The sequence below is a fragment of the Acidobacterium sp. S8 genome, from assembly GCF_009765985.1.
In the GTDB taxonomy this organism is placed as follows: domain Bacteria; phylum Acidobacteriota; class Terriglobia; order Terriglobales; family Acidobacteriaceae; genus Alloacidobacterium.
On the sequence record NZ_LMUM01000037.1, the window covers coordinates 425,433 to 449,581 of the forward strand.

Below are 24,149 nucleotides of genomic sequence, written 5' to 3' on the forward strand. Positions count from 1 at the left end.
GGCGGCGGTTCGATCCCGTCTCTGGCCACCATTTACCTACATCGCTCGCCACGTATCTGCTTGCGCGCATAGAGTCGCTGCCGAAGAAAATGGTAAAAAGCCGAGAGCCGCGATCAGCAGCGCACGACGATGTCGAGAGGTCAGCAGGTTCATTCTCCCAAGGAGTCTCATCATCAGCCCTGGATGCGCTTCTCTTTGCCGATCCAGAACTGCTCGCGCAACTGATACTTCAGAATTTTCCCGGTTCCACCTTTAGGGAGAGCCTCTTTCTGAATCACAAATTGTCGTGGAAGCTTGAAGCGTGCGATATATTTACCGGTCCATTCCAAAAGCTGCTCTTCGGTTACTGTTCTGTTCTCCCGCAGCACAATAATCGCGACAGGAATTTCTCCCCACTGAGCGTCTGGAGCCGCGACAACGGCACACTCCGCGACATCAGGGTGCGCCTGGATCGCATGCTCCACCTCGATTGAAGCAATGTTCTCGCCGCCGCTGATGATCACATCTTTCTTGCGGTCAACGATCCGCAGGCAGCGGTCCTCGTTCCACACGGCCAGGTCTCCGGTATGCAGCCACCCGTCCACGATGGCATCATGCGTCAGCACCGGAGCCTGGTAGTAGCCGTCCATTACATTGTCTCCCCGCACGATAATTTCTCCCACGGTACTTCCGTCCTGAGGGACGTCGACGCCACTCCCATCGACGACGCGGACCTCGACTCCAAGAAACGGCCACCCCGCTGACGCCGTGAACCTACGCCGCTCATCTTCATTCGCAAAAGTTAGCGTGCTCTTTGGCCGCGCTGTGCTGATGACCGGCGCGGTCTCAGTCAGTCCGTAGCCAGCCCTGATCGTGGTTCCGGGGAAGAATGCTTCAAGGGCCCCGATCAACTCGGGAGATGCGGCCGCACCCCCGATGATGACGTGCTCAAGGCTGGACACGTCGAATCGCGAATGGTCCGGGCACGACATCAGCGCCGCCGCCATGGTCGGGACGACGATCATGATCGTCGCACGCTCTTGCTCGATCAAGCGAAACACAGTCGGAGGATCAAAACGCCGCACCATCACCTGTTTTAAGCCGCACATGGTTGCAAATTGCGGAAAGCCCCAGCCGTTGGCGTGAAACAAGGGAATCGTGTGCAGAATCACCTGGCTGTCACTGTGATCCAAACTGCCCGCAAGAGACAGCGCATGCAAATAGAGCGCGCGATGCGATAGCATGATGCCCTTCGGAATCCCGGTGCTTCCGCTGGTGTAGAAAAGCTCGGCAATGCTGGTCTCATCGATCGACATGAGATCGGGAAGAGGAATTGGCTCTACCGCCATGAGAGATGAGAGCGTGGGACCACGGCCGGAATCTTCAATGGAGATAAAGTTGCAGCCGGGCACAGTCGCAAGAAGCTGTTCCACGACAGCCGAGAAAGCCTGTTCGTAAAGCACAATGCGCGGTTGCGCATGTTTTAGGATAACTTCAAGCTCCGAAGGCTGCAGGCGAACATTCAGAGGCATCACGATCCCGCCAGCCAGCGGAACGGCATAGTAACTCTCCAGCAGCACATTGTTGTTGAAACTCAGAACTCCTATCCGGTCACCATCAACCACTCCGGCGGCGACAAATCCCCCCGCCATGCGCCGAGAGCGATTGCCGAACTCCGCGTAGCTATATCGCGAACCTTCCGATACAACGCCGATCTTGCTGGGGTACAAATCCACCGCGCGGGACAGGCAGCGCAGGGGCGTGAGAGGAACATGCATTTCGTTATCAAGCCTCGGTATGGAGCGGTTAGTAATTTACAAGTTGCTGCTTGAGACGGTCCGGCGAAAGATGGCAGAAGATCGGAGAAAAGTCCTGCTGCGGAACCCCATCGCCGCCCTGGCTGAACGTTATATATGGTTCCTGGCCGATGTCCCATGCCGGCCAGTGCGGAAGGCCGGGACCGTTAGGGTCTCCGGACCTGGCGAAATTCGTCCAATAACTCTGCATCAGGTCCGACAACTTGTGATCCGTCGCGTCAAACGGCAGCCAGCTGAATGTGCGCGCCTCAAAAGTGCCGAAAACGTAAGGAAGCTCGAGGGAATGAAATGCTCCCAAAGCGGACTCGCCCTCTCCCGGCACTGAGCGGTCGAACCTGTAGACAAATGCACGCTGCCCGGCGCTCGTTGTTAGAGCGGCTTCCGCTCCAATGGGACATGCAGCAACTATATCGTTGCTCGCCTGATCGAGAGCCGGCGCGCCATGGATGAGAATCCTGGTCATGTAAGTTGCCACCGCCATGTCCGTCCAACTGCCGTAGAGAGGACGCGCCGTGTCCGCGAAGAGTTTGACCTGGTCTCCCACTCCAGACTTGCTGGCGGATTGCGGTGCCTTCTTCGCCGCTGCAGCCGCAGCGGTTCGGAACGCGCTGAACTCTCTCGCGTTGACGCCGACAAGGATATCGACCCGCTGTATCGCGCCCAGGGCGAATGCTCTCGCAGGAGATTGGGGAAGCAGCCAGCCATCCACAATGGACGCGTTGGGGTCATAACCTTTGAACTGTGATTGGATGAGCTCGTCTTCGATCTGGGCAACTTGAATAGCGGGCAGCTTTCTTAGCACTTCGATTTGCGATCCCGGCTGACCTCCCGCTTGTTTGCCAACCGCCTCACCGAGTCCCTCCATCTTCCGTAGATTCTGCTCAGGCGCCAGACCGAATCCGGGACCGCTCTCCGCGATCACTCTGCGAAACAAACCTGTCGTAAGCGGCGATGTCATGAGAACGGTAGCGTCAATCGCTCCGGCAGATTCGCCGAACAATGTCACGTTTCCTGGATCGCCGCCGAACAGGGCAATGTTCTGCTTGACCCACTTGAGCGCGGCAATCTGATCCAGCAGCCCGTAATTGCCGGAACTGTGGTGCGGAGATTCCGCCGTGAGCTCGGGATGCGCGAAGAAGCCCATTACGCCGAGCCGGTAGTTGATCGTGACCACGACAACGCCGCGCGACGCGAGGGAGCTGCCATCATAACCGCTCTCCGTCCCGCTGCCGACCCTGTTACTGCCGCCGTGCAGCCAGACCATGACTGGAAGATGCGCGGCCGGCGCGGGTTGCGCAGTCCAGACGTTGAGATAGAGACAATCCTCAGAGGGATCGACCGGCCGAGCGACATATGGCACGCCATAAGCCGCGGCCTGCGGAGCCATGAAAGTATCAGTGCCATTCACATTCTGCATGCATGGGTGCGAGGCCTGCGTTGCGTCACGTACGCCCGACCATGCAGCGACAGGTTGCGGAGGCCGCCACCGCAAAGGGCCTATCGGCGGAGCGGCGTACGGTATTCCGGTGAAGACGGCGATGTTGCCTTGCTGCTTGCCGGCGATTGTTCCGCTGGCCAGCCGGATTGCAGGCCCAGAAGACCCAGTGTGCCCCGGCTTTTGTCCCGCGGCAGCCAACGTGGAAAGCGCCAGGCAAAGACAGATGATGCGCATGACGAGCGGTCCTTCAAATTCGGGATGATTCGGATTGGAAATCGAACCGCGATAACAATAACCACTTTGTATCTTACTGTCCAGTCACTTATAATGGCGGCCACAGCCGGTCCCGGATCCCCGCGAGAGGGTTGCACGGCCAGGACCGTAACTACGAAAACCGTTCTGCGCAAAGCAGGGAGCTGGAATTGAACACTGTATCTGCGGTAGGAGATTCATTCACATATCCGTTTACGATCACGCAGGAACAGATCGTGAGCTTTGCCAGGATTACCGGCGATACAAACCCAATTCACCTCGATCCTGCCGCCGCGTCGGCGGCCGAATTTGATGGCTGCATCGCACATGGCGTCTTGATTCTCGGCGTATTCTCTAAAATATTCGGCACCATCCTCCACTCCGACGGACAGGTGGTGCTCGGGATCGACGCGCGATTTTTTTCTCCCGTACGGCCCGAGCTGCCTTACACCGCCATCGTTACCGTGGCGGAGATGCTGCCCGAAAAGTTTCAAGTTGTCTACCAGCTGGAGATGTTCGCCGAAGACGGGAAGCAAGTCCTGCGCGGCTCCTGTCGGCTGCTGAACCGCAAACTCTATTCACCCGAAAGCGGCGTTGGCATAGGGTAGTGGGCCGTGAATACTGACCATAGAGTAAGATATGGCGTCGCCCGTGGAGGATTCATGAAGGGTCTGAAATGTGTTCTGGCGCTGGTCGTGATGACGGCGTGTCTGCATGCCCAATCTTTCGTCCAGCGCAAGGGTACTCGCCTGTCGCTCGATGGCCAGCCGTTCCGCTACAGCGGTGCCAACATTGAATGGCTCGGCTTGGAAGGCTACGGTCCCCACGACCCCGGCGGTCCCCGCTATCCCTCCCGCTTTGAAGTGGAGGATGCGTTCGCGACCGCCGCCGAAATGGGGGCCAGGGTTGTCCGCTCGCAGACCATCGGCGATACGGTTGGCTGTCCGCTTTGCATCGAGCCGGAGCAGGGAAAGTTTAACGATGCGGCATTCCAGTCTTCTGACTATGCGCTCGCAGTCGCGGCCAAGCATCACATTCGTCTCATCATCTCGCTCATCGGCGACTGCGCGACTTGCAGCGGCGGAGGAATCGGTCAGTTCCTGGCTTGGAACCACGCGTCGAACCCGCAAGCTTTCTTTACTGATCCGGCCATCATTGCGGCATTTGAACGCCATATCGACGCTGTGCTTAACCATCGCAACAGTATTACTGGAGTGCTCTACCGCGACGACCCGACAATTCTGGCGTGGGAAAACTGCAATATCTGCAGCCTCAGCACACTCTTTTCGCAGGGCAATCTTGGGGAGGTTGCCGCGTGGTCAGAAACAATCGGCTTCCATATCAAACAACTTGATCATAACCATCTGTACCTCGACAGCAGCGGCCTATTCCGCAACTATCCCAACATCATCGACAATTCCCAGACCGACATGGTTTCGTTTGAGGAATATCCACACTGGGACGCGCTCTTCGGCATGGCCCTCAGCTTTCCGCCAACCACTGCCGAGACTTTTTCGCAGGATGCTGCCGCGGTTACGCTCCATGGCAAAGTTTTCGTAGTCAATGAATTCGGCTGGGACCGCACCAACTGGAAATCAGCCGCTGACCTGCAGCGCCTTCTCGACACCATGGCGAACGATCCCAATATCTCAGGGGATGACTTCTGGGCGCTCCAGGCGCACCTTGAAAATTTCGGCTTTCAACCAATCCCGGCCGGCGCCAGCAATCCAAAGTTTGCGGCGGAAGGAGAATGCGGCGAATGGTGGGCGCTCTATTATCCGGGCATCCGGACGCTGGTCATGTCTGCCGAGGACATGGGCGCACGAGCGCAGCAACTGCGCAACCACGGATACATAATGTCCGGTATGGCCGTCCCCGCACATGCTGTTCCGCCCGCACCTGTGATCACATCCATCGTGGTTGGCGGACTTGTCGTCTGGCGTGGCTCAGCCGGCGCGCTTCGATACTCGGTAGAACGTTATGACGCTGTGTCCAAGGTCTGGCGGACGATCTGCGACAAGTGTGCCAGCGACACCGACGATCCCTGGCCCGACCCGCATCCCGTTTCAGGTGCGAAATATCGGGTTACTGCAATCAATGCCGACGGTGTTTCCAGTCCGGCGTCGCAGCCCCGCTGACGGCTCTTGTGACGGGGCAGTTTGTAAGAAAATCTGAGAGAGTAGATGCGATGCCAAAACGCTTCAACTTGCGCGAGGAAGCTCAAAAAGCCTTCCAGAACCGCAAGCGAAAACCGGAATTAAAGCGTGACGCTGTCCTTTCGACTGCTGCGCACCTTTTTCTGAAGCACGGATATCGCCGGACTTCGATGGAGGACATCGCTGATCATTTGGAGATCACCAAGCCGGCGCTCTATCACTATTTCACCAGCAAGGACGACATCCTCGTCGGCTGCTATTCGCAAGGTATTGCAAGCATTCTGACCCGGCTGGATGACGCCGACAAGGCGACCGGCTCCGGTCTCGAAAAAACGCGCGCCTTTCTGCGCGTCTGGGTCGAGACGATCACCACGATGGAATTTGGCCAGTGTGTTGTGAGCCTGGACGACAATGAGCTGGCGCCCGCCGCGCGCAGCGAAGTCCGCAGATTGAAGCGGCGGATCGACCGCAGCCTTCGCGAGCGAATTGCGGAAGGCATTGCCGACGGAACGATAAAGCCGTGCGACATCCGCCTGGTCGCGTTCGCATTCGGTGGCGCGGTCAACTCTATCGGCGCCTGGTACGATCCGAATGGCAAATTGAGTACCTCGGCCTTCGTGAAGGCGTATACCGACATTTTGATTGATGGCGTGAGCATGGCACCGGCTCCAAAGCCGGTTCGCAGCAGCAGGAGAGGAGCGAGAAGTACGAAATCGGAGTGACACCAGCATAGAGACCAGAGGACATATCTGGAGTAACTAGACTTACTGAAAACCCTCAGTAGCACAAGAAACTCGCGACAGCCTCATCGAATAGATAGCGATAAGGCCGTTGACTGATCTCACCACGATCCCTGCTTAGCGCCATACCACCATACGAGTCCGAGAGTCGCCGTATCCTGGTGCCCAACCAGAGCGCCGGCCGTTCCCCTCGGAAAGAACAACTGGTTCGTCCAATCCCGCCTATATTCCAGCATTCCGAGGAAACCGTTGCCAAACCGGTAGGTCGCAGTTCCGGTGCCCTCCTTCAGAGCTTGGGTGGTTCCGCTGAAAAGACCTCCGCGATCTACGTGCGATGGAGCGGAAGATTGGCCAGGTGCCGCGTTTTGCCAGACTCGTTGGATCGAGTAGTCAGCCTCGGCCCCGAGAAGAAGTTTTGGTTTGACCTGCCAACTCAAATAGCTATCGAAGATATGAGTCTTGCCATTTGCTGGATCTAGAATCGGGTTGAGACAAAGGCCGGGCTGCCAAGGAGCCGCGCTGCAGTTGGTGGACGATGTGACATCAGGGTGCTCCTGTCCAAGGTAATAATTGATGTTCCAGGTAATGGAGTGCGTCGGCGTCACCGTAAATCCGAACATTTCGTCTTTGAAGGAATTGAATGCTTCGGTCTGTTGAATGCCGTTCGTGAGCCAATAATTGAACGCCACCTTATCGTTGATCTGAAAGTTCGTACGCACACCCATGTGGTAGAAGGGAAGGTAATAGAAATAGAAAGAACGGGAGTAATTGAGCTGATCTTTGGTGTAGTTGCTTTCGAAGCCAAGCGAACTAGCCCACTTACCGAAATCAATTGTCAGCCCTTTGCCGATCGGGGCTACGTACCGCCCATAGGCCTGGAAAATGTTGCGATAGATATCCGGGCGCGTTTCGTTCGCGCGATGGAGCACGATCTTCCACCCGTGCTCGCTGTCGGAGGCGAACTTAAAAATGCCATCTGCCTAACAAAAGGAAAGAACGCTTTTATTGGGCAACATATCGGCGATCTTGAAAATCTGGCAGCTTACACCTTCTTTCAGGAATCGATGGCACATCTAAAACAAACCCTCGCGGTAGAGCCAGAGGTGATCGCGTACGATTTTCACCCCGACTATCTCTCTACTCAGTGGACCCTTCAGCAAAAGGGCATCAAGACGATCGGCGTGCAGCATCATCACGCCCACGTTGTCTCCTGTATGGCCGAGAACCATCTCTCCGGCCCCGTTATAGGGATAGTTCTGGACGGCACAGGTTACGGAACCGATGCTCAGATATGGGGCGGAGAGATTCTGCTCGCTGACTTTGTTGGTTTCAGAAGGGTTGGACATTTTGAATATGTGCCGATGCCGGGCGGAGCGCAGGCTATCCGAGAGCCTTGGCGCATGGCGGTTTCTCACCTGCTGCATGCAGGAGAAAAGTGCTTCGTAGATGGCGTTCCATTTCTTGGACAGATCCCTCGTAGCCATATCGAGACAGTACGACAGATGGTGGAACGGCAAATTAGGTCTCCCTTGACCTCCAGCTGCGGAAGGCTATTTGATAGTGTTGCCGCCTTGATCGGTGCGCGCTCTCATGTCACCTTCGAAGCACAAGCAGCCATCGAGATGGAAGCGCTTTGTGAGGGTGAGATTGAGGATGGCGCCTACTTGTTCGATGTCCGTGGAGGTGAATGCTTGGAGATCGGCGTATCTGTCCTGTTTGAACAGATCCTCGCTGATCTGAAAAATGGTGTTCCGCGCAGTGTGATCAGTAGAAGATTTCATAACGGGCTAGTCTCTACTCTTAGTGAAATCGTTTCTGACATCGCTGTAGGGACGAGTATTCGACAGGCATGTCTCAGCGGTGGATGCTTTCTGAATCGGCAGCTCACGTCCGGCCTCATCAATCGCTTAGAAAAAGCAGGCATACAGGTCTTTACTCAATCTCAGGTACCGCCAGGAGACGGGGGATTAAGCCTGGGACAGGCAATGATTGCAGCGCATGCCGGCTCTCCCTGTCCGAGCCCGTCCACAAGCAACGTGATGACTCTCACAAACAATAGATACGCGCAGTTCAGGTGATACAACATGCAAATTCATCTGGAAACTCGAAATTCGTGCTACCGGCTATTTCAAGCCCAAGTCCACCAGCTGTTGCGGATTGGCTTCGTCAACCACCAATAGAGGATAGCGGAAGGAGCCGTCGTTACTGATGCTCTTTTCGTTCTTTGCGCAGTGGTGCTGGATTGCAAAAACTCCGGTTCACTGGATGTAAAACCGGCATCTCGGACACGTGACCGCGGCCGATTGACCCCATGCCGATTCTCAATGAGTGGATTATCGCCAATGCACTCACTAGGTTCGTAAAAGCTCAACACTTCCTGTTGCTCCCCGGGTAACGGCAATCCGGAAGTTAGCTGACGAGAAACCGGCTTCTCCGGACGAAAGATCGCTTACGACCTTCAGCCCTATGGATAGTCGTGGCGACCCAACACCGGAGGAGGAATTCCAGCGAACTCGGCACCGCAAATAGGGACTGCGCTCGGAGTCTGTGAATAGTCGACGAGTCTAGTCACAGATACAGCTTCCCCTGAAAATCAATTTTGCGGAAGGTAAGCCCACTTCGGTTGTGATGACGCAGTCACCGCCGATATTTGCGAGCGTATTGAGCGACAGTCGAGAATTAGCTGACGCGCTTGGGCTGAAGAGAACGAGCTCTTGCTTCGTGATCTCCCTATCCAGGTCGTATCTACCGGGGCATCACATTTGTTAGTTCCGGTTGGAAGCCGCGCTTCGATATCTAAGGCGCGTCCCGACCCGCAACGCCTTGCGAATGTTTTACGCGAAATTGGCGGGGAGGGTCGCTATCTTTATTGTCTTGAGCCTGTGTCGCAGGCTGCTGTGGCTCACACAAGAGTTTTCAATCCTACGATGGGGATCGTCGAAGATTCAGCAACCGGAACGGCCGCGGGGCCGCTGGCTTGCCAGCTGGTAAGGCACGGCTTGGTCGAAGATAGTGCAACTATCTATATCGAGCAGGGCTACGATATGAAGCGCCCCAGTTCGTTGGCGGTTACGGTTCGGGGCGACGTCGTGCGATTGGCCGGTCGTTGCGTCACGAGCGCTAATGGCATGTTGCGTCTTCGATGATGTCGGCAGCCATCGGCCCCGCGAGATGCCGCTGATCCCAGATAGCGTTTCCTCTTTCGCGGGAAACAGCCGTTGGTGCATTTCGCGTTCTTGTTAATCACTATCTGGCGCGGATCGCAGACTTGGTGCTGAAGCCCAGATCGGCTTAGGGCGCCGAAGAGGGTTTCGGCGTGTAAGGCGGCATACCCAGAGAACGATCGTCGACGCCGTCTACAAGATCGCCCCACTTTGCAGAGACCGCTTTTGTTGATGTCGATCCACTAAGGATCTGCAAGGAAGTCTTCTAGGCTGAGACCTGCGTGTCGCGATTCTTCCGACGCATCATCCTGAGCTAGCCCACTACATCATCCATGCCTACAACGAACCGGCATTAGCGCCGCGAGCGGCAGAGGCGGCGCGACGCTATGGAAAGATTGCGTCTTCGACGCCACATGCCTTGCACATGCCATCCCATCTCATGCCTATATTCGTATTGGCGATCGGCAATCTTCGATCGACACCAATATTTGCTCTGCGGCGGCGGCTGCACGAACCGCAGACCAGCCTGCGGACGTACTAAGAGCGGCTACATGGTCTATGCCCATCTGCAGAGAGCGCAGGACCAGGCCGCAAACGGTTGGTGGAGTTATCGTGAAGACGGGCTGTGTCGGTTCCGTACGAAAAAATATTTCTAAAAGGACGATTCTCGTCGGTGGCTGTTGTTCTCTGGTCGCGATTTGGGCGACGGCACCATCGGCGAATATGCCATCGATATCACCGATCACAAGCGAGCAGAAGCGGATCTTGTGGGAAATAAAAAACTCGCCTGTCCGGGGGCGTCTCGTCGCTTCCATCTCCCATGAGATTAACAATCCTCTCGAAGCGACCACCAACCTTCTTTATCTAGCAAAAGATCTCGACGGCCCACCTGCGGCGAGAGAATATTTGTTCCTGGCCGATGCTGAGTTGAAGAGGATAGTGCACATCACCCGCCAATCTCTCGGCTTCTACCGCGAATCCAGTTTGATCTCAGAAGTCGCCATTCCCGAGATCCTTGATGCGACTATCGATCTTCTCCAAAGTAAGATTGCCAACAAAACGCACATATCGAACACCGGGGTAGCTCTGATCTCAAAATGAAGCCTGTAGCGTGTGCAAAGCTATCGTCTTTCTTGAATCCGATCCGACGGATCTAGCCTCGGGCTGGGAGTGAAGACAATCAGATCGAAGATATAATCAGACCCACGGCAGCTGCCGTCATGACGGCAGCGCACGTCCAACCTAGCCACTTCATACCGCGCGTGTTCATCCGGTTGCCCATCACCTTCTTATCACTAGTCAAGAGGACAACCATGACCACGAGTGGCGGGGCAAGGAGGCCATTGAGAATTGCGGACCAAAACAGCATCTTGACCGCGTTCAGGCGGGCGAAATCTAGCGCAAGTCCGACCGCGATCGAGACGCCAATTACTCCATAAAACTTGCGAGCCAGATCCGGTTTGAGGTTCAGCGATGCCGCTTTCCATCGAGCACCCTCTGCAACTGCATAGGCACACGATCCGGCAAGAACCGGGACCGCAAGCATTCCTGTTCCAATCATCCCCAAGGTAAAAAGCCAGTACGCACCCGCGCCGGCCAGGGGGCGAAGCGCTTCTGCTGCCTGCTTTGCAGTTTCGATATCTTTATGGCCGTGAGCGTTGAGCGTTGCCGCTGACGTCAGGATTAAGAAGTACATCACGACGTTGGAAAGCAGCATGCCCGTAACGACATCCCGTCTGGCCGAGCGAATCTCAGCGTTGGTAGAACCCTTTCGCTGGGCCACCGTCGCTTTTCCATGATCCCGGTCTTCCTCAACCTCTTGTGCGGCCTGCCAAAAGAAGAGATAAGGCGAAATTGTCGTTCCCAGAATCGCCACCAGGACAGAGATGTATGACTTGCTCCATTCGATGTGGGGAATAAAAGTGGAATGCGCGACAGCACGCCAGTTAGGGTGTGCTAAGAACGCTGCGACTATATAGGCAAATAGAACCAGGGTAAGCCACTTGAATATACGAGCCATCAAGCGATACGAGGTCCAGAAAAGAAGCGCAACGATCACCGCAGCAAAGAAAGGCGTCCAATAGAAGCCAGGAACTCCAGTGATCATTTGCGTGGCGTCGGCCATACCTCCAAGGTCCGCACCGATGTTGAAGATATTCGCGATAACAACGAGCGAACAAGCCAGCCATAGAACCCAGCGCGGATAGCGCGTACGAATTACGCTAGCTAGACCGCAACCCGTCACCATGCCCAGCTTTGCGCACATGAACTGGATAGCGGCCATGAGTGGAAATGAAAGCAGTGCCGTCCAAAGTGTCGTGTATCCGTATGAAGCGCCAGCAACGGAGTAGGTCGAGATCCCCGATGGATCATCGTCTGCCGCGCCCGTGATGATACCGGGTCCAAGCTCCTTCAGAAATCGCTGAAGTTGGTTCGATGAGACATCTTCTTGCGTCGGGTTCGGTGAAGCGATGCCTCGTTTTGTCACGCCTCATGGTACCGGAGTAATAATAAACAATATAGAAATCGTGGTCGGGGAGGTTTTCTCCCTAGCTCCAGTCGCTTTGCGTTCTACGCTACTCCCCGAATTCTGATTTTCAGATTAGAGCTAAATGCGATCGGAGTTGCCGAAAACATCGTTTTCAGGGACCGGCCAACTGCATCCACTAACAGTTAGTTCACGAAGCTAATCAGAACAGTACAAGAGCCTGTGCGAGCGCGAAACCAGACGATCCCTCAATTCTGATCGCGCGCATAGCCACACTGATATTGATTCATCTCAGCTAATGACGTTTACTCTGCGACATTCCACTAGGTAAGAGGCGACGCCGTGCCCGGGAATGGCGCAGCATGAGAGTAATAACGGGTGGTTTTATTTTGAAAGTTGTACGCAGACATCAAGAAAGGGCGTGCGATCGAGTCTGAGCATGGCCGAAAGCCATGATTCTTTGAAACTCACCCAGGTAATTGTTTTTGATTACAAGAATGTGTTAATCGCACAAGCTATGCGCTCAACACCGCGCTAGTGCTGGACTGAAAGCTGAATTTTGGGGATTTTTGAGGCTTGGTAGCGCCATCGGGGATCGAACCCGAACTCTCCGCCTTGAGAGGGCGGCGTGTTAACCAATTACACCATGGCGCCAGAAGAAGTGTCAGCATGGGCGTTGCCGACTGTTCAATTCTATCAGAACTTTTTCGCGCCACCAATGATCTCCCGAGGTGCACATTCCCATCATTCCGCCTCGTTTAGGCGCACTCTTCGAATGAGCCCCGGAGCTCACATCTGCATCGTTCCTCTACACTGAACATCTACTGATCAGTAGGTTTTCTTATGGCGCATTCATCTCGTCTGGCCCGCACGCCGCTCTCCGTTCTCGATCTCGCTCCGGTAAAAGAAGGCCGCACTCTCACGCAGACTTTCCAGGAAACCCTCGATCTGGCGCAGCATGCGGAGCGGCTGAGCTACAAGCGATATTGGCTGGCCGAGCACCACAATCTTGCATCGGTTGCCTGCTCCTCTACGTCCGTCTTGATCGGGCACGTGGCCGGAGGTACTTCGACCATTCGCGTCGGCTCCGGCGGCATCATGCTGCCGAACCATGCGCCGCTGATCATCGCCGAGCAGTTCGGGACGCTGGAAAGCCTCTATCCTGGACGCATCGATCTCGGTTTGGGCCGTGCCCCCGGCACAGATTTTCCAACCATGAAGGCGCTTCGCCGCGACCTGCGCAATAACGATAACTTTCCGGAATTGCTCGCCGAGCTCCGCGGATTTTTCGCCGTGCCGAAGCCAGGACAGCCTGTAAAAGCTCTCCCCGGCGCCGGGCTGAATATCCCCATCTGGCTGCTCGGTTCCAGCGGATTCAGTGCGCAGCTTGCCGGTGAGCTGGGACTTCCTTTCGCCTTTGCCGGACACTTTATGCCGCAGAATACGTTGCCGGCGCTCGACATCTACCGCCGCAGCTTTCAACCGTCTGACGTGCTGGATCGGCCTTACACGATGGTCGGCGTCCCGGTGCTTGCGGCCGACACAGACAAAGAGGCAAAGTATCTCTCCACCACTGAGTACATCAACGTTCTCCGCCTGATCCGCAATGAGCTCGCGCCGCTTTCACCGCCAGTCGACAGCCTCGATGGGTTGGCGAATGCTTTCGAAGATGCTGCGGTCGAGTCAAAGAGAGCGGCTGCGATTGTGGGCGGACCTGAAACCGTGCGCCGCGAGCTGGAGCTCTTTCTCGATGAGACACAGGCGAATGAGTTGATCATCACCTCCAATCCCTACGATCACAGTGCCCGTCGCCGCTCGTACGAGATCATCGCCGGAATCGCGAAAGAAGCTGCTGGCCAGTCCCTTGAACTATCCTCGACGACGAGATAAGTGGAGCTCGATATCTTCGGCGACAAATCTTTTCATTTGTGTAATTTAAGGGCAATAGAAAAAGGCATGCTTTAAGCATGTCTTTTCGCGGATTAGATGAAAACAGCTAGATACCGAGCTTTTTCACTTCATCGGTGTAGTACTTGCGGTAGAGAATATCCCACTCCTGGCTGCCTTCGAGAATGACCTTGCGCTGCGATTCGATCTTCTGGCGGGCAGCTTTATCGATGCGCAGCTCTTCATTCAGCAGGTGTTCCAAAGCCTTGCGGGCTTCCTGGCGGATCGTGTTGCGGTCCTCCTGGAATTCGGCCTCGTCGGTTTCCGCGAGTGTGTCCGCGACTACGTGTGCCAGCTTGTTCAACTTGTCACGCGAGATTCTCACAGCACCGCCTTGTACTTGCGCGCCAGTTCCTGCTTCACCTTTTTGAACATCTCAGGGTAGCTTGCGCCGCTCTTCCGCATGTCTTCCTGGTATGCCTCCAGAATGACCCGGACCTCTTCGTTGATGCGGTCTTCGAGCTGCAATTCTTCCAGCAGACCGTTATATACGCGCTCTTCGACGACCTTAGCCTTGTCGGTGCGAATCATCTTCGCATCGATCAGGTGCTTGACCGTGTGGCGCGCCAGATACCCAACATATTCCTTAGAAAAAATCATTGATCTTATTCGGAATATAGCACAGCAAACAGAGCAAATTCAGGCCCTTGTCCTCAAAGCTGAGGTTAAGCTTTTCCCTTCACGGGTGGCCGATGCGGGCAGCTGGGCGTATTGAGGCAGTCATCCACCAGCATGAGCCGCTGAACGGGCCTACCATGCACCAGGTGCTCTGTCACAATCTCCTCTACGTCTTCCGGCTTTACAGAGCCGTACCATACCGCTTCCGGATAGACGACGACTGTGGGGCCGTGTTCGCACTGGTCAAGGCAGCCCGCTTTATTCGCGCGAACCGTGTTTTTCAGGCCCGCATCTTTCATCTTGTCCTTGAACAAGCCGTGCAGCTCGCCCTTCCCGTCGTGGGTGCAGGAAGGTCGTGCGCTGCCGGGCTCCCGCACGTTGGTGCAGATAAATACATGCCGCTCAAACTTGGCCAAAACTCGAATCTCCTCTTTCCATCCTACAATCCGAAAAGTCCCGGTTTTCCACCTGCGAATTCTGAGACAATAGGCGTTTGATGATGCCTCCCAACGACCTGCTCTCCCTGAAAGACGACATGATTGCCTTTGTCGAAGGCCATGGAATGCGCCGCCTGCCCGGCTATGTGGGCGAAGACGTGCCCACGGTGATGTGGGAAGACGACGCCAATCCTGACAGCTGGAAAGACTTTGTCGAGATGGCGAAAGCTGCGGGGTCGCCCTTTGTCACCATGAGCGATGTTCTTCTCGAAAAAGAAGATCTCGAGCTCCTTCTTGAGGAACTGCAGGACCTCGATTATCCGCATGAAGAGAGCGCCGAAGTCGAAGAAGCACAGTCGCTGGTCAACTATGTCGGCAAAATGGGCTATATCCAGCTCGGCTTTGTATATCAGGGCGTCGCCTTCCTGCACGAATCTTCAACGCCGTGGTACGAGCGCTACCAGCAGCTGCTCGAATCGGTAGACGACTTCAGCGATATCGTCTTTGAACAAAACGAGGATGAAGACGAGTAGCCGTGAGCGCCACTGTGGTCACAGGCGCAGCCAGCCGTAAGCAGCCTCTTCGCAAGCGCTGGGTTTACATTCAAGGCGACGGCGATGCCGCTGCGAAACTGTCGCGTGCGGCCAGTCTTCCGCTGATTGTGGCCGAGCTTCTATGCGCGCGCGGCGTGCTCACCGAAGCTGAAGTGACCCGATTTCTGCAACCGCAGCTCAGCGACCTGCACGATCCCTATCGGATGAGCGGCATGCGTGCCGCTGTTCCCCGCGTGCAGCAGGCGATAGAACGCAAAGAGCCAGTCCTGATCTACGGCGATTACGACGTGGATGGAACCACGGCGACAGTTCTGCTGAAAACTGCGATTGAAATGCTCGGCGGCGAGGTCCGCTTTCATGTTCCGCACCGGCTCAAGGAAGGCTACGGTATGCGGGATGAGGTGTTGGAAACGGCAGCAGCGGAAGGCGTGCGGCTGGTGATTAGCGTCGATACCGGCATTCGCGCCTTTGCGGCAGCCCGCGCAGCCGAAGCTCTTGGATTGGATCTGATCGTTACCGATCATCACCTGCCGGAGATGGATCCTGTCACCGGAAGCAACATTCCCCGCGCGCTGGCCGTGCTCAACCCAAACCAGCCCGACTGTACTTATCCCTGCAAGCACCTCTGCGGAGCAGGAGTGGCATTCAAACTGGCGCAGGCCCTCCTGGAAGCGCATGATGCGGAGCGTGCGCGCGCCAAAATCGTGCCCTCCTTTCTGAAGATTCTCGCGATCGCGACAGTAGCGGATGCCGTTCCGCTGCTCGGAGAAAACCGCACCTTTGTTGCGCTGGGACTGGACGGCCTGCGACGGCCCGTCAATGCCGGACTCCGCGAATTGATGAAAGCAGCGAATCTCGATCCGGGTCAGAAGAAGCTCACTCCCGTAGATATCGCCTTCAGAATCGCGCCTCGCATCAACGCCGCCGGACGCATGGATATTGCTTCCGATGTGGTCGAGCTTTTCACCACGCGGCAGCCGCAGCGCGCGCAGGAGCTGGCCGAAAAGCTGGAGCGCCTGAACACAGATCGCCGCGATACGGAAGCAGGCATCCGCACGCAGATTGAAGAACGCCTGAACGATGCGGCCTTTGAGCATGCACGGTGTATTGTGATGGACGGGGAAGGCTGGCACCGCGGCATCGTCGGCATTCTCGCCTCGCGTGTCGTTGATCAAACGGGCAAGCCGGCCTTGGTCATCACGCACGAGCTGGGAGATGGCGGAAGTGCTGCGCAGATGACAGCTCACGGCTCCGGGCGTTCGATTCCTGGCTTCCACCTGTTGAACGCGATTGAGAGCTGTCACGATCTCTTTACCCGCTTCGGCGGACATGCGCACGCCGTAGGCTTTTCGCTCCCGTCATCGAGTGTTGCTGAACTTCGCGAGCGGCTGGAAGCATATGCACTTGCGAATCTTTCAGAAGATGCACTCGGAAGCACGCTGACGATTCATGCCCATCTGCCGCTCGATCGCATTACGCCCGCCTTATTCACCTGGCTGCGGCGCATGGAGCCGTGCGGTATGGGCAACGAGGAACCGGTCTTCGTCGCGCAAAATGTTCGCGTAGCCTCGGCTCCCCGGTTTATCAAAGACAAGCATGTCCGCCTGCAATTCGCGCAAGGCCCGCGTGCGATCACATTTCCCGCGATCGGCTGGCACTGGGCCGAGCGCGTGCAATCCATGAATATCGTGCAGGACAGCATCGTTCATCTTGCTTACAAGTTGAGGGAGAACGATCACCCGGAATTCGGCGGTCTCGAATTAGAAATTGCGGACATGCAGACAGCGCATTAGGAGCGAAAGATGACGGATGGAGCGTCCGCAAGCCGGCGCGATTTCATTAAGGGATTGGCCACAAGCGCGATCCTGACGGGCACAGCTTCTACCACCGCGCAGGCAAAAGAGAAGGCGCAATTGACAAAGAAGCCGAATGTCATTCTCTTCGTGGCCGATCAGGTGCGGTGGGATTTCATCAGCGCCTACGGATTAAATCCGACCACGCGCACGCCGAACCTGAACAGCATTGCCGAGCGAGGCATTGCATTTTCGACGGCAGTGACAAACCAGCCTCTGTGCTCGCCGTCGCGCGCGTGTATGCTCACCGGGCGCTACGCAACCGAGACAGGCATGTGGAAGCTGGAGCTTGATCTGAAGCACGAGCTTCCCACTCTGGCATCGGTATTGCGGCAGAACGGATACACCGCAAACTTTATCGGCAAGTGGCATCTTGCGCCCATCACACCTGGCAACACGCAGCAGAGAGGCTTTGTGCCTCCCGAAGACCGCGCTGGTTTTCTCGACTTCTGGGAGGGCTCGAACGCGCTTGAGCTGACCTCTCATCCTTACTCGGGAGAGATATGGGACGGCAGCGGAAACAAGATCACCTTCGACAATCAATATCGCGTTGACTTCATCACCGACCGCGCTGTCCGCTTCCTGAAGCAGCCGCAGGAAAAGCCTTTCCTGCTCTTCATTTCGCAATTGGAGCCACATCACCAGAACGACGAGAAGCGTTTCGTCGCTCCCAGGGGTTATGCGGAACGCTATCAGAATCCCTTCGTTCCGCAAGACCTGCTGCACCTGCCCGGAGACTGGCAGCAGCAACTCCCCGACTACTACGGTGCAATCGAACGCATCGACGAATCCGTCGGCACAATTTTGAAGACGCTCGAAGAACAGGGCATTTTAGACAACACCATCTTTCTCTTCACCAGCGATCACGGCTGCCACTTCCGCACGCGCAATAGTGAATACAAGCGAAGCGCTCACGATGCTTCCATACGGGTTCCATTCCTGATGCAGGGCCCCGGCATCGATCAATCGATGGGCCTCGATCACGTCGTCGGGAACCGTCATCTGACACCAACGCTGCTCGACTTGACCGGGACACCCGTTCCACCTTCGATGAACGGGAAAAGCCTTGTTCCACTGATGCGCGACGCGCAGGCGCGAAAAAACTGGCCAAACAGGGAACTGATTCAGATCAGCGAATCGATGGTTGGACGAGCCGTGCGCACGAAAGAGTGGACCTACTGCGTGGCCGATTCCGCACTGGACGGCGGCGAGACGCCGTCCAGCACCCACTACACGGAATACCAGATCTACAACAACTTCAGCGATCCCGCGCAGCAGGTGAATCTTGCCGGAAGAGCCCAATATCGCGAAGCCGCCAACGATCTGCGTGCTCAACTGCTCGAGCTTATCCGCGAATCAGGCGAGCCGGCACCATCCATCGCGCCGGCAAAGCTGTATCCATAGCCCTCTGGTCAAGAGGTTTAAATCATCGAAAAATAGTCTTCTGCCAGCCGATTGTCCACGTAGTAAAGTCTGCGCCAATCGTGCCATATACGCCTTCGCTGTACGCAACTTTAATCGATTGGCTCGCTGGAAGCGGAATGGAAACAGTTCCGCCCAATCTGCTATTGTTTTCGCGATTCTTGTATGGTCCGTTGTTCATGGAGACGTCGCCGCCGTTGTACCAGGTCGAATCGAATGCGGCCCAAAGCCCGCGCCGAATCGTATAGCTTACGTGCGCCTGCAACGCGGTCACGGGCTGCTGCGTCCGGTTGACGTTCCCCGGATAGTACGAAGAGTTATCGGTGAAGAACCAGGTCCCGGCATAGAAATCCAGATCCACTTTTCTTACCGGATACGAGAATCCAATCTCCGGCTTGATGGACCAGCGGTTCGTCCCGATATTGATAAGCTTCGTAGCCCCGTACTGACCTGACGGCGCCTGTACAGTAAGGCTGGTACCGAGAATGTATCCGTGACGCTTGCGCGCGAACTCTTTCGCTGACATGGCAGGCGAGCCATGCAGGTTCACTGAATATCGCAGGCGCAGATCGCCCAGTCCCGACCGATACACTTTTCCCGATTGCGTACCGACATCGCCGGTCACATTTCCCCAGACATAAGGCAATCCCGCAGAAAAAAGTGTCTGCCTGTGAAACAGGGCGAAGGTATGGCTGGCGGTAGCCACAGGTAAGTACAATTTCGCGCTTACATTCGTGATGGGAATCGAGGGATCGAATGTCACATCCCCGCTCGATCGTGCCATCACAACCCCTAGAAAAGTGATGCCGACCGGCGACGCTGCATAGGCTCGCGGTTCCAGATCCTGCGCCCAAACCCTCTCACTCGCTGTAAAAATCGTGAGCAAAAGCAACCAGGCCAATTTCCATTGCAAAGGGATACAGCCCCCAATCCCAATAATGATCTGCACTCAATGCACGTAATCATAACTGTTTGGGTCGCCGATCGTTACGCCGTTTTAATCGCCCTTCCTGGGCAGCGCCCCCGCAAGCAGCAGCGCACCCCCCGCCAGTCCAAGGTCAATCAGATATTTCGCTCCGCCCACATCTTCCGGATGCGCAATCAGTCGAGTCACCCACACCACCAGCCCAAAGAGCAGAATCAGAACCCCCAGCAATGTAGCCGCGAGTTTCACCTTCCTGTTCAGAAAAATGGTGATCCCCGCGATCGCCACAGCGGCTCCTGTCATGCAGGACCAGAAAAGCTGCCCCGGCCAGGGATAAAGCATCTCCGCCATCATTGGTCTATCGCCCGGTGTGAATTCCACATCATCAAAAATTTTATTTTGCGATGGTCGTCTATCTTGTCTTTCCGATGCATGGCAGCTCCTCCCGCCATACAACATTGAGTTCGGCCACTTGTCCAAGACTTTGCGTCTGGAAGGTAGCGAGCCGCGGCTAAAGGAGGGAAGTGGTGGTCCATCGGCGGACTCGATATTCTGCCGGCAAAACCCCCTCTCCTGTCGCGTGCAGACTCATAAACATGTCATATCTTTGCCCTTGACAGGCGCAGCTTGGGCTGAGTAGCATCCCCGCTCAGTAAACATTTACTGGAAGTTCTTCGCTGTTCTAACCCGGACTCGAATTCTGCTTTCGCAAGGGAAAGTAAATGCGATTACCTCTAAACTTCGGCGGATTCTCGCTCAGTATGACGACCGGCTAAGAAGAATCCGCCGATAGGAAACAAATAAGAGACTCGTGGCAATGCAAGGCAAACGTTATCCCTGCTTCGCCACGTCCGCACCACCGCACCGCTCCACTTTCAGGAGGCTATATATGCAACGCAGGTTTTTGCTCTTCGTTAGCCTGATTTTTGCGACCCTTCTTATCGCTCCCTTCGCAAAATCTCAGGAGAACGCAACCATCACCGGAACGGTTACAGATGCCAGCAACGCCATCGTTCCCAATGTTTCCATCTCCCTCACCAATCAAGCTACCGGACAGGTCAGGCAAAGCGTCACCAACGGATCGGGCATCTATAACTTCGCCAACGTCGGTATCGGCAACTTCACTCTCAGCGCCACCTACACGGGTTTCCAGGCTTACACCAAAACCAACATCGTCGTGAACACCGACCAGACCCTCAAGGAAGACATCAGTCTCGCGGTCGGCAGTGCCGGCCAAACGGTCACCGTTCAGGCTGACGCCCTTCAGGTCCAGACCGAAACAAATGAGCTGAGCAATCTCATCAGCGGCGCTCAGGTCACACAGCTCGCCACCAACGGACGCAACGTCACATCGCTTGCCGCTCTCGGCATGGGCAAATCCAATAACCTGCCTGCATTCGGCGGTGTCAACGCGCTTACCTCCGCCAATGGCATCAGTTTTAACGGAACCCGCGTCAGCCACAACATCTACCTTCTCGATGGCGGTGAACTCAACGATCGCGGCTGCGGCGGCTGCTTCAGCTCTCTGCCATCCATCGACGCCCTCGCTGAGTTCCAGACACTCGACAGCAACTATGGTCCTGACTATGGCATCGGCTCCGGTGGAACCATCCTCATGGTTATCAAATCGGGCACACGCGATTTCCACGGCGGGGTCTGGTACTTCAATCGCAACGAAGCTTACGACGCCAACAACTACTTCACCAATCTCGCCGGACAACAACGCCCTGAGTTTCGTCTCAATGAACCCGGCTTCAACATCGGCGGCCCGCTTTGGATTCCGCACCTCTACAACGAATCCCGCAAACGGACCTTCTTCTTCGTAAACGAAGAATGGCGCAGGTTGATTCAGGGCAGTTCACCTTCAACTGTCAATACCATCGCCGCAAATAATTTTCCAACAGCCGGACAGTCGTTGGCCTACACCGTGCCGGCGAATGGAACGGTTCCCATCGTTCCCGTTACCAGCGATCCCGCTAAGCTGGCGCTGTATGCGCAGGACGGTCTTACTCCCGGTCAGCCGTTTCCCAACAACGTAATCCCGGCGAATCTTATCGATCCCAACGCTGTGCTCGAAATCAACGCCGGCACATTTCCTAAGCCGAATCTCGGCACCAGCCAGTACATCTCGTCCATTCCGCAGCCGACCAATGTTCGTGAAGATGTAGTGCGTATCGATCACGCCATCAGCGGTAAATATCAGCTTATGGGTCACTATCTGCATGATGCGGTCACGCAGACCTACTATCCGCCGCTTTGGGGAGACAGTACCTATCCAACCGTAGGTACCTCGATGCTGAATCCATCCTGGTCTGCAACCATTAAACTTACGCAGACTTTCTCGCCAACACTGCTCAACGAAACAGCATTCCTCTATAGCGGTAACACCATTCATCTCGATCCAGTCGGCGTCTCGGCGCAGCCGGATGGATGGTCGGCTACCAGCTTCTTCCCGCTGGCCAACAATGTCGGCAGCCGTATGCCGGAAATCCAGCTGCAAGGGCCTTACAGCACCACGTGGAGTTCCAGCTATTTCCCCTGGAAAAACTCCTATGAAGGCTACGAGACCAGAGATGATCTCTCATGGACAAAAGGCAAACACCAGTTCAAGTTCGGCTTCAGCTACCTTCACGATCCTAAGAACCAGCAATTACAGGCCAATACGCAGGGCACTGCAGTCTTCTCTCAAAGCACCTTTTCCGGCGACTCTTACGTCAATTTCCTTCTCGGTGATGCGGCCAGTTTTACTCAATTGCAGTTCCTGGCAGGGAAGCATTGGGTCAATAACAACTATGGTTCCTATTTCAATGACAACTGGCACATCATCCCGCAGCTAACCCTCAACCTCGGACTTCGCTTCGATGGTCTGCCGCATGCCTACGAGCGATTCAACCAGTTTGCCAATTTCGTGCCCGCCTACTACGACACGACGGCAGGGAATCCAGTCGCCGCCGATGGCACACTCGATCCCGCCTCGCTCACAAACTTCGGCGGACAGCCTTTCTACCTCAACGGTATCCGCGAAGCCGGAGTCAACGGCTTTCCCCGCGGTGTCGTTCAGAACAAATACAACACCTGGCAGCCGCGAGTCGGCTTCGCCTATGACGTCAAGGGAGACGGCAGGACTGTTGTCCGTGGCGGCTTTGGTATGTTCTTTGAGCGCGTACAAGGCAACGATGTATACAACGCAGCCTTGAATCCGCCCTTTGCCTACCAGCCTTCGGCCAACAACGTCTATTTCTCCAACCCGAATACCAGCGCGCAAACCGGAATCACTACATCGCAGACCTTTCCATCGACGCTTACCAACCTTCAATACAAGTACGCGCCGCCTGGAACTGCGATGTTCAGCCTCGGAGTACAGCGCCAGATCGCGCCATCCGTCGTCGCTATCGTGCAGTATGCCGGCTCCTTAGGCTGGCTCCAGAGCGATGTCCGGCAGGTGAATTCGTTGCCGCTGACCAGCGTCGATCCTGCCGATCCATCGAATCCTTATTACGACAGGCAAGGTGTCGCGGGACAACTGAAAGACGCCAGCGGAAATCCGATACCCTCCTTCAATGCCAACCGCTATCGAATCTATCCCGGTTACAGCACCATCAATCAGGAGGAAAACGAAAGCAACTTCAACTACCATTCGCTGCAGGCAGGTCTCCGTATGGAGAACCGGCATGGATTGACGTTGCAGCTTGCCTATACCTGGTCCCATGCTATCGATCAGGTAACCGGCGATCTCAGCGGCGTCTCCAATCCGTTCAACCTCGATTACGATCGCGGCTCGGGCGCCCTCGACCGTCGTCACATCTTCAACGCCAACTACATCTACACGCTTCCATTTTTCCTGCATAGCTCGAGCTTCTTCGAGCGCGCCGTGCTGGGAGGCTGGGTCTTTTCCGGTATCACCGTGGCGCAATCAGGAACTCCGCAGCGCGTCGCCTACACCGGCGCAGACACCCTCGGTCTCGGCGGCGGCACTTCCAACCGCTCGAACCTGGTGGCCAAGGTTTCCTACCCCAAACACCGCCTTGGATGGTTCAGCACAAGCTCCTTCGCCAACCCACTTGCTCCCTGGGCTGGAGGAACCACGCAGGGCTTCGGCAATTCTGGCAAAGACGCCGTCGTGCTGCCCGGACTCTTCAACTTCAACATGTCCCTTTTCAAAAACATTCCGCTCACTTCAAGCGAAACTGGCCCCAAGCTCGAACTACGCTTTGAATCCTTCAACACTTTCAACCACACGCAATTTAACGGCGTCGACGGAAACTCCGGCGACGGAAACTTCGGCCAGGTCACCTCAACCTACGACCCAAGAACTCTGCAGCTGGGCGCAAAAATCCAGTTTTAAGTGCAGGGAAAATG

At 55.8% G+C, this 24,149-nt stretch carries 20 protein-coding genes and 1 tRNA gene; 11 read left to right on the plus strand and 10 right to left on the minus strand.

Features of this window, described 5'->3' with window-relative positions; translation table 11 throughout:
* Positions 1-173: 173 nt before the first annotated feature.
* On the minus strand, positions 174-1,757 hold the full coding sequence (locus tag GSQ86_RS20545) for a long-chain-fatty-acid--CoA ligase (protein ID WP_158752038.1): 1,584 nt from the start codon (positions 1,755-1,757) through the stop codon (positions 174-176).
* A gap of 28 nt (positions 1,758-1,785) precedes the next feature.
* Positions 1,786-3,468 (minus strand): carboxylesterase/lipase family protein, encoded by a 1,683-nt coding sequence (locus GSQ86_RS20550; protein WP_158752039.1) that lies wholly within the window; start codon positions 3,466-3,468, stop codon positions 1,786-1,788.
* Positions 3,469-3,656: 188 nt separating this feature from the next.
* Here GSQ86_RS20550 and GSQ86_RS20555 point away from each other — a divergent pair, with 188 nt between their 5' ends.
* Genes GSQ86_RS20555 through GSQ86_RS20565 form a run of 3 tightly spaced genes read left to right on the plus strand, consistent with a single transcriptional unit; the run spans position 3,657 to position 6,364 of the window.
* Positions 3,657-4,094: a MaoC family dehydratase gene (locus GSQ86_RS20555; protein WP_158752040.1), complete on the plus strand. Its 438-nt coding sequence runs from the start codon at positions 3,657-3,659 to the stop codon at positions 4,092-4,094.
* Positions 4,095-4,148: 54 nt separating this feature from the next.
* Positions 4,149-5,624, plus strand: a complete 1,476-nt coding sequence (locus tag GSQ86_RS20560; protein ID WP_158752041.1) for a hypothetical protein — start codon at positions 4,149-4,151, stop codon at positions 5,622-5,624.
* 50 nt (positions 5,625-5,674) lie between these two features.
* A complete protein-coding gene (locus GSQ86_RS20565) occupies positions 5,675-6,364 on the plus strand; it encodes a TetR/AcrR family transcriptional regulator (RefSeq protein ID WP_158752042.1) in 690 nt (229 codons plus the stop codon).
* A 119-nt stretch (positions 6,365-6,483) separates the two neighbouring features.
* Here the strand turns inward: GSQ86_RS20565 and GSQ86_RS20570 are convergent, their stop codons facing one another.
* Complete coding sequence (locus GSQ86_RS20570; protein WP_158752043.1) at positions 6,484-7,311, minus strand: outer membrane beta-barrel protein; 828 nt, start codon at positions 7,309-7,311, stop codon at positions 6,484-6,486.
* On the opposite strand from GSQ86_RS20570, the gene GSQ86_RS20575 reads away from it, so the two are divergent.
* From GSQ86_RS20575 to GSQ86_RS20585, 3 genes are all read left to right on the plus strand, one after another.
* Positions 7,303-8,460 (plus strand): hypothetical protein, encoded by a 1,158-nt coding sequence (locus GSQ86_RS20575; protein ID WP_254062518.1) that lies wholly within the window; start codon positions 7,303-7,305, stop codon positions 8,458-8,460. The genes GSQ86_RS20570 and GSQ86_RS20575 overlap by 9 nt on opposite strands.
* Before the next feature lie 636 nt (positions 8,461-9,096).
* Complete coding sequence (locus GSQ86_RS20580; RefSeq protein ID WP_158752045.1) at positions 9,097-9,528, plus strand: PhzF family phenazine biosynthesis protein; 432 nt, start codon at positions 9,097-9,099, stop codon at positions 9,526-9,528.
* A 630-nt stretch (positions 9,529-10,158) separates the two neighbouring features.
* Positions 10,159-10,647 (plus strand): histidine kinase dimerization/phospho-acceptor domain-containing protein, encoded by a 489-nt coding sequence (locus tag GSQ86_RS20585; protein WP_158752046.1) that lies wholly within the window; start codon positions 10,159-10,161, stop codon positions 10,645-10,647.
* A gap of 79 nt (positions 10,648-10,726) precedes the next feature.
* Here GSQ86_RS20585 and GSQ86_RS20590 read toward each other — a convergent pair whose 3' ends face one another.
* Complete coding sequence (locus GSQ86_RS20590) at positions 10,727-12,034, minus strand: NRAMP family divalent metal transporter (protein WP_216841230.1); 1,308 nt, start codon at positions 12,032-12,034, stop codon at positions 10,727-10,729.
* 577 nt (positions 12,035-12,611) lie between these two features.
* A tRNA-Glu gene (locus tag GSQ86_RS20595) sits at positions 12,612-12,688 on the minus strand.
* Positions 12,689-12,877: 189 nt separating this feature from the next.
* Here GSQ86_RS20595 and GSQ86_RS20600 point away from each other — a divergent pair.
* The gene (locus GSQ86_RS20600) at positions 12,878-13,924 is read left to right on the plus strand and encodes an LLM class flavin-dependent oxidoreductase (RefSeq protein WP_158752047.1); all 1,047 of its coding nucleotides are present in this window, start codon (positions 12,878-12,880) and stop codon (positions 13,922-13,924) included.
* Between the two features lie 106 nt (positions 13,925-14,030).
* Here the strand turns inward: GSQ86_RS20600 and GSQ86_RS20605 are convergent, their stop codons facing one another.
* The 3 genes from GSQ86_RS20605 to GSQ86_RS20615 form a co-directional block, all read right to left on the minus strand.
* A complete protein-coding gene (locus tag GSQ86_RS20605; protein ID WP_158752048.1) occupies positions 14,031-14,306 on the minus strand; it encodes a DUF507 family protein in 276 nt (91 codons plus the stop codon).
* Entirely contained in the window at positions 14,303-14,581 is a 279-nt protein-coding gene (locus GSQ86_RS20610; RefSeq protein ID WP_158752049.1) for a DUF507 family protein, read from the minus strand. Before GSQ86_RS20610 ends, GSQ86_RS20605 begins: the two co-directional genes overlap by 4 nt.
* A gap of 65 nt (positions 14,582-14,646) precedes the next feature.
* Positions 14,647-15,015 (minus strand): ferredoxin, encoded by a 369-nt coding sequence (locus tag GSQ86_RS20615; RefSeq protein ID WP_158752050.1) that lies wholly within the window; start codon positions 15,013-15,015, stop codon positions 14,647-14,649.
* 80 nt (positions 15,016-15,095) lie between these two features.
* On the opposite strand from GSQ86_RS20615, the gene GSQ86_RS20620 reads away from it, so the two are divergent.
* From GSQ86_RS20620 to GSQ86_RS20630, 3 genes are read left to right on the plus strand one after another with little or no spacing between them, the layout of a single operon-like run.
* On the plus strand, positions 15,096-15,569 hold the full coding sequence (locus GSQ86_RS20620; RefSeq protein WP_371720685.1) for a hypothetical protein: 474 nt from the start codon (positions 15,096-15,098) through the stop codon (positions 15,567-15,569).
* Between the two features lie 2 nt (positions 15,570-15,571).
* Positions 15,572-17,383, plus strand: coding sequence for a single-stranded-DNA-specific exonuclease RecJ (gene recJ / locus GSQ86_RS20625; protein ID WP_254062519.1), 1,812 nt, complete (start codon positions 15,572-15,574; stop codon positions 17,381-17,383).
* Between the two features lie 9 nt (positions 17,384-17,392).
* On the plus strand, positions 17,393-18,847 hold the full coding sequence (locus tag GSQ86_RS20630; protein ID WP_158752051.1) for a sulfatase-like hydrolase/transferase: 1,455 nt from the start codon (positions 17,393-17,395) through the stop codon (positions 18,845-18,847).
* A 22-nt stretch (positions 18,848-18,869) separates the two neighbouring features.
* Here the strand turns inward: GSQ86_RS20630 and GSQ86_RS20635 are convergent, their stop codons facing one another.
* Both GSQ86_RS20635 and GSQ86_RS22885 read right to left on the minus strand, forming a co-directional pair.
* Positions 18,870-19,751: a transporter gene (locus GSQ86_RS20635; protein ID WP_216841231.1), complete on the minus strand. Its 882-nt coding sequence runs from the start codon at positions 19,749-19,751 to the stop codon at positions 18,870-18,872.
* 111 nt (positions 19,752-19,862) lie between these two features.
* Complete coding sequence (locus GSQ86_RS22885) at positions 19,863-20,144, minus strand: hypothetical protein (protein ID WP_174239997.1); 282 nt, start codon at positions 20,142-20,144, stop codon at positions 19,863-19,865.
* A 535-nt stretch (positions 20,145-20,679) separates the two neighbouring features.
* On the opposite strand from GSQ86_RS22885, the gene GSQ86_RS20645 reads away from it, so the two are divergent.
* The gene (locus GSQ86_RS20645) at positions 20,680-24,135 is read left to right on the plus strand and encodes a TonB-dependent receptor (RefSeq protein ID WP_158752054.1); all 3,456 of its coding nucleotides are present in this window, start codon (positions 20,680-20,682) and stop codon (positions 24,133-24,135) included.
* Positions 24,136-24,149 lie beyond the last annotated feature (14 nt).

Excerpts from the sequence above, each read along its gene's own strand:
- GSQ86_RS20610 (WP_158752049.1), bottom strand. The coding sequence starts at position 14,581 with ATGATTTTTTCTAAGGAATATGTTGGGTATCTGGCGCGCCACACGGTC.
- GSQ86_RS20565 (WP_158752042.1), top strand. The coding sequence starts at position 5,675 with ATGCCAAAACGCTTCAACTTGCGCGAGGAAGCTCAAAAAGCCTTCCAG.
- GSQ86_RS20620 (WP_371720685.1), top strand. The coding sequence starts at position 15,096 with ATGATGCCTCCCAACGACCTGCTCTCCCTGAAAGACGACATGATTGCC.
- GSQ86_RS22885 (WP_174239997.1), bottom strand. The coding sequence starts at position 20,144 with ATGATGGCGGAGATGCTTTATCCCTGGCCGGGGCAGCTTTTCTGGTCC.
- GSQ86_RS20645 (WP_158752054.1), top strand. The coding sequence starts at position 20,680 with ATGCAACGCAGGTTTTTGCTCTTCGTTAGCCTGATTTTTGCGACCCTT.
- GSQ86_RS20600 (WP_158752047.1), top strand. The coding sequence starts at position 12,878 with ATGGCGCATTCATCTCGTCTGGCCCGCACGCCGCTCTCCGTTCTCGAT.
- GSQ86_RS20575 (WP_254062518.1), top strand. The coding sequence starts at position 7,303 with ATGGAGCACGATCTTCCACCCGTGCTCGCTGTCGGAGGCGAACTTAAA.
- GSQ86_RS20630 (WP_158752051.1), top strand. The coding sequence starts at position 17,393 with ATGACGGATGGAGCGTCCGCAAGCCGGCGCGATTTCATTAAGGGATTG.
- GSQ86_RS20545 (WP_158752038.1), bottom strand. The coding sequence starts at position 1,757 with ATGCATGTTCCTCTCACGCCCCTGCGCTGCCTGTCCCGCGCGGTGGAT.
- GSQ86_RS20550 (WP_158752039.1), bottom strand. The coding sequence starts at position 3,468 with ATGCGCATCATCTGTCTTTGCCTGGCGCTTTCCACGTTGGCTGCCGCG.
- GSQ86_RS20560 (WP_158752041.1), top strand. The coding sequence starts at position 4,149 with ATGAAGGGTCTGAAATGTGTTCTGGCGCTGGTCGTGATGACGGCGTGT.